This window comes from Rhodomicrobium udaipurense JA643 (assembly GCF_000636015.1).
Classification (GTDB): domain Bacteria; phylum Pseudomonadota; class Alphaproteobacteria; order Rhizobiales; family Rhodomicrobiaceae; genus Rhodomicrobium; species Rhodomicrobium udaipurense.
The window spans coordinates 1-9,486 of record NZ_JFZJ01000121.1; the positions used below are offsets into that span (position 1 = coordinate 1).

General features: G+C 63.8%; 10 protein-coding genes and 1 pseudogene. 2 read left to right on the forward strand and 9 right to left on the reverse strand.

Annotated features, from left to right (window positions below):
- Positions 1-1,144 (forward strand): acetate/propionate family kinase (locus T281_RS14065; RefSeq protein ID WP_037240530.1); only part of this gene is annotated, 1,144 nt, incomplete at its 5' end.
- 137 nt (positions 1,145-1,281) lie between these two features.
- On the opposite strand, the gene T281_RS14070 is transcribed toward T281_RS14065, so the two are convergent.
- The 3 genes from T281_RS14070 to T281_RS14080 all read right to left on the reverse strand — a co-directional run bounded on the left by T281_RS14070 (position 1,282) and on the right by T281_RS14080 (position 3,214).
- Complete coding sequence (locus T281_RS14070; RefSeq protein WP_037240533.1) at positions 1,282-1,755, reverse strand: cyclic nucleotide-binding domain-containing protein; 474 nt, start codon at positions 1,753-1,755, stop codon at positions 1,282-1,284.
- A 104-nt stretch (positions 1,756-1,859) separates the two neighbouring features.
- Positions 1,860-2,417, reverse strand: a complete 558-nt coding sequence (locus tag T281_RS18405) for a cyclic nucleotide-binding domain-containing protein (RefSeq protein ID WP_081796818.1) — start codon at positions 2,415-2,417, stop codon at positions 1,860-1,862.
- Between the two features lie 110 nt (positions 2,418-2,527).
- Entirely contained in the window at positions 2,528-3,214 is a 687-nt protein-coding gene (locus T281_RS14080; protein ID WP_013420492.1) for a response regulator transcription factor, read from the reverse strand.
- 171 nt (positions 3,215-3,385) lie between these two features.
- On the opposite strand from T281_RS14080, the pseudogene T281_RS19590 reads away from it, so the two are divergent.
- Positions 3,386-3,823 (forward strand): annotated as a pseudogene (locus tag T281_RS19590) (L,D-transpeptidase family protein); the annotation flags it as partial.
- A 49-nt stretch (positions 3,824-3,872) separates the two neighbouring features.
- Here T281_RS19590 and T281_RS14085 read toward each other — a convergent pair.
- From T281_RS14085 to T281_RS14110, 6 genes are all read right to left on the reverse strand, one after another.
- The gene (locus tag T281_RS14085) at positions 3,873-4,640 is read right to left on the reverse strand and encodes a hypothetical protein (RefSeq protein WP_037240536.1); all 768 of its coding nucleotides are present in this window, start codon (positions 4,638-4,640) and stop codon (positions 3,873-3,875) included.
- A 97-nt stretch (positions 4,641-4,737) separates the two neighbouring features.
- Positions 4,738-4,902, reverse strand: coding sequence for a cbb3-type cytochrome oxidase assembly protein CcoS (ccoS, locus tag T281_RS14090; RefSeq protein ID WP_013420494.1), 165 nt, complete (start codon positions 4,900-4,902; stop codon positions 4,738-4,740).
- Positions 4,899-7,136 (reverse strand): heavy metal translocating P-type ATPase, encoded by a 2,238-nt coding sequence (locus T281_RS14095; RefSeq protein ID WP_037240539.1) that lies wholly within the window; start codon positions 7,134-7,136, stop codon positions 4,899-4,901. Before T281_RS14095 ends, ccoS begins: the two co-directional genes overlap by 4 nt.
- Positions 7,106-7,627, reverse strand: coding sequence for a FixH family protein (locus T281_RS17930; RefSeq protein ID WP_052037513.1), 522 nt, complete (start codon positions 7,625-7,627; stop codon positions 7,106-7,108). The genes T281_RS14095 and T281_RS17930 overlap by 31 nt, the downstream gene beginning before the upstream one ends.
- On the reverse strand, positions 7,624-9,111 hold the full coding sequence (gene ccoG, locus T281_RS14105; protein ID WP_052037514.1) for a cytochrome c oxidase accessory protein CcoG: 1,488 nt from the start codon (positions 9,109-9,111) through the stop codon (positions 7,624-7,626). The genes T281_RS17930 and ccoG overlap by 4 nt, the downstream gene beginning before the upstream one ends.
- Before the next feature lie 162 nt (positions 9,112-9,273).
- Positions 9,274-9,486 (reverse strand): c-type cytochrome (locus T281_RS14110; RefSeq protein WP_037240545.1); only part of this gene is annotated, 213 nt, incomplete at its 5' end.

The window sequence follows — 9,486 nt, forward strand, 5'->3', positions numbered from 1 at the left end:
GGGGGGCGGGATCGCCGAAGCGTTTCGCGGGCAGGTCGAAGGACTGCATGGCGAGGCGGCGGAATTTTCAGTAAAGGCCGCGCCGGGTTCCGGCATGCCAAGCTTTGCGCCGAGGCCGACCGTTTCCGCGTCGCACGTGGCCGCGCTGCATGAAGTGCTCGATTTCGTGCACCAGTTTGGCGGGGGCCGGAAGATTGTCGGCGTGGGCCACCGCATCGTGCATGGCGGCACTCAGTTCACGAAGCCCATTCGCGTGTACGAAGACGAACTCCTGGAAATGCGCACGCTCATTCCGCTGGCGCCGCTGCATCAAACGCACAACATCCGCTGCATTCTCGCCGCGCGGAAGGTGTTTCCTGAAGCCGCGCAGGTTGCCTGCTTCGACACCGCCTTTCACCGCACGCACAACTGGGAGAACGACACGTTCGGTCTGCCGCCGGAATATTACGACTCCGGCGTGCGCCGCTACGGGTTTCACGGCCTTTCCTATGAGCACCTCGTGGACGAGCTTCGCGGCTTCGCGCCCGATATCGCGGAGGGGCGCGTTATCATGGCCCATCTCGGCAACGGCGCGTCGATGTGCGCGATGAAGGACGGGCGGAGCATCAGCTCGACCATGAGCTTTACGCCGCTTGATGGCCTCGCGATGGGCACGCGCTGCGGTCAGATCGACGCCGGTGTGGTGCTGCATCTCCTGACCGACCGCCGCATGAGTGTCGACGCGGTGTCGCAGCTTCTCCATCGCGGCTCGGGGCTCAAGGGGATGTCGGGCTTCTCGCACGACGTGCGCGACCTCGAAAAAGCGGATACTCCCGGCTCGCGCGCCGCGCTCACCTATTTCGTGCATCGCGCCCGCTACGAAATCGGGGCGCTCACCGCGCTTCTTGGCGGGCTGGATGCGCTCGTGTTTTCGGGGGGCATCGGCGAACACGCCGCCGATCTTCGCGAGCGGATTTGCGCCGGTTTCGAGTGGCTCGGCCTGTCGCTGGACGCGGAGCGCAACGCTCGGACCGATAGGCTTCTCAGCGCGGATGCGTCGCGCGTGAAGGTTTTTGTGGTGGCCGCGAACGAGGAAAAGACCATCGCGCAGCATACGCTTTCGTTCCTGCCGGCGTTGCAGGAGAGCCGCTACAGCGCACCATGACCGCGCGCTGGATCAGCGTGCGTTACATAGAACTCGATTTGACGCAGAGAAGCTGATCGACAACCGAAATTCAGCGCGTCGTGGCGCGTCTGATTACGGCACGACGCGCTAGTCGTCCTCGCGCAACTGCGGGTCGACTACGCCGCCTTTTCGGATTTCTCGATTTCCGCGAGCTTGCCGTCGACACGTCTGATCTCCGCCGCAAGCCCGTGCAGCCGAACGAGCAGCTTCTCGGAAATGTGCTGCGCGAGTTCCGGGTGCTTCTCCATCGTCGCGCGGAAGGCATCGCGGGAGAAGGCCAGCGCCCGCAGTCGCTCTTGCGCTGTCACGGACACGCTGTGAACAGTTTCTACCAGCATGCCAAGCTCGCCAACAAGCGTGCCCGGCCATAGGTCTTCTACATAAAGCTCGCCGCCCTCGATACGAGGACACCCGGCCTTTCCGGTCATGATCAAATAAGCGGTGCTGCCGATCTCGCCTTCGGTAATAAGCTTCGCGTCAGCCTCGAAGAATGTCTTCTGGCCTATCGCTGCGATCGCTTCGAGCAGCTCATCGGAAAGCCCCCTGAAGAGGGGAACTTGCTGTAAAAGCTCGATTTTATGGTCGAGCATAGAACCACCCGTCTTTGAATTCGGCCAACTCTCCTACACGTTTACAATCACTGAGGTAGAGTTTTGTTTGATTCGCCCTAATTCGCAACGATATTAACGAAGCCTTAGTATTCCCGGATAAACCGGCGCGTGCGGCCTGCATTGAAGGCGGGGTGTTGCGCCGCGCGTTCGGCCTCCGTCTGCGCCCGCGCGGGTGTTTGCGGCGTGTTTTCTTTCTGTTCGAGCAGCAGTTCGAAATTCCGCAAATCTTGTGCGAAAGACCGCAGCCGAAGGAGGAGGTTGTCAGCCAATTGGCGTGCGATGCCTGGGTCGCGCTGCATCACGCGTGTCAGTCGGCCGCGCCGCAGCGCAAGCGCGCGGACGCGTTCCGAAGCCTCGACAGTGAGCGGATAGACGGTTTCCACCAGCATCGCCATCTCGCCGATGAGGGTGCCGGGGCCGATGGGTTCGCTCCCGATTGCCATTCCGGGAAATCCCCTACAGCACACCGATCCGGAGAGAACAAGAAACGCGCAGTCGCCCGCCACGTCTTTCCTTGTCAAAACCTGCCCGGGTTCAAAATACACCTTCTTCCCGGCATCCAGTATCGCGGCGAGTTGCTTCTCCCCAAGGCCTTTAAAAATCGGCAGTGCTCGAAGAAGCTCGATGTGAGAATCGAGCATTGCGCAGAAACCTATCGCTTGAGTGGCCGAACTCCTTCAACCCATACGAACGGTTCGGACTTTGCGCGATTCGGTTATGCAACTCAAGGTTGTTTATGATCTCGCTCGCACTATGGCACAAGCTTGTAGCCGCCCGCTTCAGTGATGAGCAGTTCGGCGCGCGACGGATCCTTTTCGATCTTCTGCCTGAGCCGGTAGATGTGGGTTTCGAGCGTGTGCGTGGTGACGCCCGCGTTGTAGCCCCAGACCTCGTGCAGAAGGACATCGCGTGAGATTACCTTTTCGCCCGCGCGGTAGAGGTATTTCAGGATCGACGTTTCCTTTTCGGTCAGCCGCACCTTCGATCCCTTCTTGTCGACGAGCAGTTTCGCCGATGGCCGGAACGTGTACTCGCCGATGGTGAACACCGCTTCTTCGCTGTGCTCATGCTGGCGGAGTTGCGCGCGGATGCGGGCGAGAAGCACCGCGAAGCGGAAAGGCTTGGTGATGTAGTCGTTCGCCCCGGACTCGAGGCCGAGAATCGTATCCGAATCGCTATCCTGCCCGGTCAGCATGATGATCGGATTCTTGAACCCGTTCTTGCGAAGGATGCGGCACGCCTCGCGGCCGTCCATATCCGGCAAGCCGACGTCGAGGATCACGAGATCGGTGTGCTGCCCCTTGACCGCCGTGAAAGCTTGCGCGGCGCTATGCACGACATGCGGATTGAACTCTTCATGAAGCGCAAGCTGCTCGATCAACGACAGCGCAAGGTCTTGATCATCATCGACAACCAGGATATTGCGCGTATTGCTCATTTTAAACTCCGGGCGGAAGATCGCGCTTTTTGATTTAAACGACGGTACTGGCCGACGCAACGGGTGACTTTGGTGCCAAAGGCGAATGTACAGCAAAAGCCCCGCCTGAAAACGCGAAAACGCACATTCGCCCGCGTTCTAACACTTTCGGACGCGGCAACGACGGGAATTATGACATACGGTCATTTACAGTTTTCCGTCGCTCTTGGGAAGTCCGGTATTCGGCCGGTGAAGCGTGAAGGCGACGGTGCTATTCCGTTGGGCCGGTGGCGTATTTTGACGGTATATTATCGACCCGACAGAGTGCGTCGTCCGCTCGCCGCCGTGCCGGTGCGTGCCAACCGCCCGACCTACGGTTGGTGCGATGCGGCGACAGACCGCAACTACAACCGCAGGGTGTCGATGCCCTATCCGGCGAGCGCCGAGCGGCTGTGGCGCAACGATTCGCTCTACGATCTCGTCGCCGTGCTCGACTACAACATCGCGCCGCGCGCTCAAGGTCGCGGCAGCGCCATCTTCATGCACATCGCGCGCAAGTCGTTCGCGCCGACGGCTGGCTGTATCGCGACGACGCGGGCCCATCTCATGCGCTTCCTCGCGGCGATGAAAGCTGGAACCGTCATCGCTGCCGGGCGAAACGCCTCGCCTCGGCCCGCACTCAGCGCGGCCGCCTCGGGTTCAGGTAAAGATCGGCCTCCTGCTTGTCGATCGCCAGCGAAATGGCGCCCTGCCGGACCCCTCGCACCACGCGACCGACATGGCGCCGAGCCGCGCCGTTGAACTTCAGCATGCCGCCTATAAGTTGAAGCGCGGTCGCAAGCAGCGGCGAGGGCGCGCCGTCGAGCGTCACGTCCCAGCGACCCGCCATATGGAACACGTGCCCATTCAGGTGGCCGATCCGCGCGCCCGTCTGGTCGTAGAGCGTGTAGTCGCCGCCGAAATTGATCCAGTCCTGCCGCAGACGATAGGTTCGCGCCTCGCCGCCCTCGATCAGGAAGAACGAGAACTGCTCCGGCATGCCCGGCCATTTGCGAGCGGAGCGCTCCACCTGCACGATCTGGTCGTGGCCGTCGATGTTGAGCGACCACGATGTCACCGGAAACCCGCCCGCGCCGGTCGAGAGCTGCACGCTGCGGCCGATCAGCAGATCGATGCTACCGCGCCACGTCATCGCCGGGGTGAAGAGCTTCAGCACGACCCGCTTCGCGCCTGGGTCTTCGGATTTCCACAGGCCCTCGCGGTAGGTAATCAGTCCCGCGCGCTCGCCGCCTTCGAGCACCTCGCCGATCACATCGCTGTCCGCCGTGAATTGCCGCGACTTGGCGCGGTGCCGCGAATGCACGAACAGGCCGACCTCGACATCGTTGAGGCCGGTCCACCACATATCCACGGTGAAGTTTTTTGCCGCCGCCTTCGCCCGTCCCATCAGCACCCCCGGTGAATCGCCTGCGCGAAGCTTGCGCCAATTCGGGGCTTCGGACTGCGGGAATGCGCCGCAATCCACAACGGCGTTGCGACGGTGGTCACACGCCGGGGCGCGGCTTCTCCGGCGGATCGTCTTCGAGCGCGCGCCATGCCGCGCCGTCGAGGTCTTCATACTGGCCGGACCTCAGCGCCCAGATGAACCCGGCGAGGCCGAGCCCGCCGAGAAACAGCGCGATTGGGATAAGCCACGCAAGCGAGGTCATGCCTTCAGCTCCAGTTTCGCGGTGCGTAGCCGGACCGCGTTCAGCGTGACGAGGATGGACGATGTAGACATCGCGATGGCCGCGACCAGCGGGTTCACGAAGCCCGCGATGGCGAGCGGGACGAACACGATGTTGTAGCCGAACGCGATGGCAAAGTTCTGGAACGACATGCGCCGCGCCTTCTTCGCCGTGGCGAGCAACTCGACAACCGGCGAGAGCTTCGCGCCTTGAAACACCGCGTCGGAGGCCGTCTGGCTGATGTCGGCGGCGGTCGACGGCGAAGCGGATGCATGCGCGGCGGCAAGCGCGGGCGCGTCGTTCAGCCCGTCGCCGACCATGAGCACGCGATGGCCTTCGGCCTTCAGCGTGTCGAGACGCGCGATTTTCTCGTCGGGCTTCAACCCCGCGTGCCAGTCGGCGATGTGCGCGGCGGAGGCAGCGGAGGCGACGGCGTCGACGCGGTCGCCCGACAGCAGCTCCACGCGATAGCCCGCGCGGGTGAGCGCATCCACGGTGGCGGCGGTGTCCTCGCGCAGTTTGTCCTCGAAGCGGAAGGCCACGGGTGCCGTGCCGGGCTCTGTATACCAGAGCGAGGCGGACGAAGCCTGCGCGTCGTCCACGCCGCACCAAGCCGCCGAACCGAGGCGTTCCTCGCCGCCATCGGTCGCACGACGCAGCCCGAAGCCCGGCTTTTCTTCCACGCCGCTCGACGCCGAAACCGCGCCGAAGCGTATCTTCGCCGCCTGCACCACGGCTTGCGCATACGGGTGGCGGCTTGCGGCGGCGAGCGCGGACGCGGCCTTCAGCGTCGCGTCGTCGATCGCGTCGCCGTTCGCGAGCGAAGGGATACCCGCCGTCAGCGTGCCGGTCTTGTCGAATATGGCCACATCGGTTTCGGCAAGCCGTTCGAGACCGTCCGGCGCCTTCAGCAAAATGCCCTTGTCGAAGAGGCGCGCGGATGCAGCGACCTGCACGGCGGGCACGGCAAGCGCCAGCGCGCAGGGGCAGGTGATGATGAGCACCGCAATCGCAATCGTGAGCGAATGTTCCCAGCCCGCGCCCGCTATCATCCAGCCGATGAACGAGGCAAGCGCTAGGCTATGCACCATCGGCGCGTAAAACCGCGCGGCGCGGTCTGCGAGGCGGACGTAACGCCCGCGCGCCTGCTCCGCCGTTGCCATGAGCCGCCCGATCTGCGCGAGCAACGTATCGGCCTCGGCGGCGCGCGCCTCAATCTCGACGGGCGCGCCGAGATTGACGGAACCGGCGTAAACCAAGGCTTCGGCGGCGGCGGTGCGCGGCGTCGTCTCGCCGGTGATGAGGCTTTCGTCCACCGTCGTCGTGCCGCTGGCAATAACGCCATCGGCCGGGAAGCGCTCGCCAGCCGCAACCGCGATGCGCATGCCCGGCTCGACAAGCCGAGACGGCAGCCGCTCGATGGTGCCGTCCGGCGCGATGACATGCGCCCATTGGGATTGCAGGCCGATGAGATTTTCAGCCGCGCCGCGCGCCGTCATGCGCACCCGCTGGTCGAGATAGCGGCCGATGAGCAGGAAGAACAGCAGCGTCACGCAGGCGTCGAAATAGACCTGATCCGTGCCGCGCATCGTCTGATAGAGGCTCATTATGGCCGACAGCCAGATCGCGAGCGAGATCGGCACATCCATATTCACGCGGCCGCGCTTGAGCACGCCCCAGGCCGAACTGAAGAACGGCTGCCCCGCATAGGCCACCACCGGCAGCGCGATCACGGCGGACAGCCAATGGAACAGCGCATGCGTGGGATCGTCCGCGCCGCCTCCCTTGCCGGACCACACCGACACCGAAAGCAGCATGATGTTGGCGGCGGCGAAGCCCGCCACCGCCAGCCGCGCGAGGAGGGGGCGCGCGGGGTTGTCCTTTTCGTTGTAGACAGTTTCGGGCGCGAGTTCGGCGGCCTTGAAGCCAGCCTTCTCCAGCGCGTCGACAAGGGGCGCGGCCGAGCCAGCATCCCGGTCGAAAATTACGGTTGCGCGGCGGGCGGAGAGGTTGGCGCGAGCGGCGCAGACCCCCGGCACAACGAGAAGGGCGGTCTCAACCTTCCGCATGCATCCGCCGCAGTGCATGTTTTCGACTGCGAGCGTGATCGTGCGCGATGCTGACGGCGCGCGACTGCCTGCGGGCGATGCGCCCGCTTCTCGCTGCGCGTCCTTGAACTCGACGCCTAGTTCGTCTGCTGCGATGGTTCGAGCCATAATCTTTCCTTCACGCGGTAGATCGCGGGCGCGCTGCCCGGCCGCGACTTCTCGGCGTTGAACGCCAGAATCCATTTGCCCATATCGGCGTGCTTGAGGTCCGCTTCGTAGAGTCCCGCGTCGATCTCCTTGAAGGAAACGCGGTGGCTCTTTTCACTGGAAGCCGGACGCTCGACATGGCCGGAAATGGCAAGCCCGGCGACAGGCGCTCCGCTCGCGTCGGTCATCGACACGCGGAGCCGCTCGCCGCGAACTTCCACCTTGTGATGCCAGCCGAGGGCGGCCTGCGCCTGAGCTTCGGCCAGCGTCTGATTGTAGCGCAAGCCCGCCTCGTAGCTCGCGCCGGTCGCCTCGCCCGGCTTCGTGGAGATCGCCATGTAGACGAAGATGGCGTTCGCCGCGGACATCACCCCGAAGAACCCGAGAAGGATGAGAAGGACATGCTTCCCGGTGAGACCGCCGCTCTTTGCAGGCGTCGTCGTGGTGCTCATCGTTCCGGTCCCTTGAATGTCGTCTCGCGCGAGGTTTCCGTGCCGTCGTCCTTGTCGCGCGCAGCGATCGTAACCGGCGTCGTCGCGGTGAGCGTGGCGGCTTTTTCCCGTGGCACGCTCACATAGACCTTGATCGAACGTACATCGTCGGGCGCGACCGTAATCGGCGGGTTTTCGCCGTCAATGCCCACGACGTTGACCTTCGCTTCCGGCAAGCTCACGGAAAGCGCGAAGGTGCGTGTTTCGCGGCGCTTGTTGAGCAGGCGGATTTCATAACCGTTGCGGATGCTGCCGTCGCTGAGCTGCACGAACAGCGGATTACGGTCCGGCACCACGTTCATCTCGAAGATCGACTTCTGCGAGAGGCCGAACAGCATCAACCCGCCGACAAGCGCTGTCAAACCGGCGTAAAGGATCGTGCGCGGACGGATCAGGCGGATTCGCGCGCGCTCGCCATGCGCCTCGGCCTCAAGGTTGCGGTAGGTATCGTAGGCGATGAGCTTCGTCGGGCGGCCAACCTTGGTCATGACCTCGTCGCAGGCGTCGATGCACAGCGCGCACTGGATGCATTCGAGCTGCGCGCCGTTGCGGATGTCGATGCCCGCAGGACAGACCACCACGCATTGATTGCAGTCGATGCAATCGCCGCGCCCTTCCCATGTGTCGCCCTTCTTGTGCGGCCCGCGCGGCTCGCCGCGATAGCCGCGATAGGTGATGAGGAGCGAATCCGCGTCGAACATCGCGCCCTGAATGCGAGGCCACGGGCACATGTAGGTGCAGACCTGCTCGCGGGAGAGGCCGCCGAGCACGTAGGTCGTGGCCGTGAAGATGCCGATGAAGACGTACGCGACCGCCGGAGCCTCGAAATTCACGAGTTCCATAAATAGCGTCGGCGCATCGGCGAAATAGAAGACGAGTGCGCCGCCGGTCGCCAGGCCGATCAAAAGCCACGACACATGCGTTCCCGCGAGCCGCCACGTCTTGTCGAGGGACCACGGAGCCTTCGCGAGCTTCAGGCGCGCGTTGCGGTCGCCCTGCCAGATACGCTCCACCGCGATCATGAGATCGGTCCACACGGTCTGCGGGCAGGCGTAGCCGCACCAGACGCGCCCGGCTAGCGCAGTCACGAGAAACAGCAGCAGCGCCGATATGATGAGAAGGCCGGTGACGTAATAGAATTCCTGCGCCCAGATTTCGAGGCCGAAGAGGTAGAGCCGCTGATGGGCGAAGTCGAGCAGCACCGCCTGATCGGGCAGCGTCGGTCCGCGATCCCAGCGCAGCCACGGCAGCAGGTAATAGATGCCCAGCGACACGGCCATGAAGATCCATTTGATGCGGCGGAACTTGCCATGCACCAGCTTCGGAAAGATCGGGTCGCGCGCCTTGTACATGGACGTGCTCTGCGTCGGGGGCGACACCTCGGCGCGCTTCCGGCCCGGGTTCGGGCTTGCAGCAGGAGTGATGGACGTCGAGATGTCGGTCATGGTGTGCTCCAGAATAAGGGCACGGGCGTAAATCGAATCGCAGCAGCACATGGCTTGCTACCTCGCTTCAGCTCGGTTCCCCCCGATGGGAGAGTGGGGCAGAGCGGGCCGGGTCCCCCGGCTCGCTTCCGCCCATATCCCTCGTCAGCGGTCGAGGGACGGTTATTGCTGCCCGCCACCGAGCGAATGCACGTAGATGGCGAGTTTCTTGATGGTCGCGGGATCGAGACGCCCCGACCATGCGGGCATGACGCCGCCGTGGCCCGTGGTGATCTGGGTCACGATGGCTTCTTTTGTGCCGCCATAGAGCCAGATGTTCGCGGTGAGGTTCGGCGCACCGACCTCCTGATTGCCCTTGCCGTCGTCGCCGTGGCA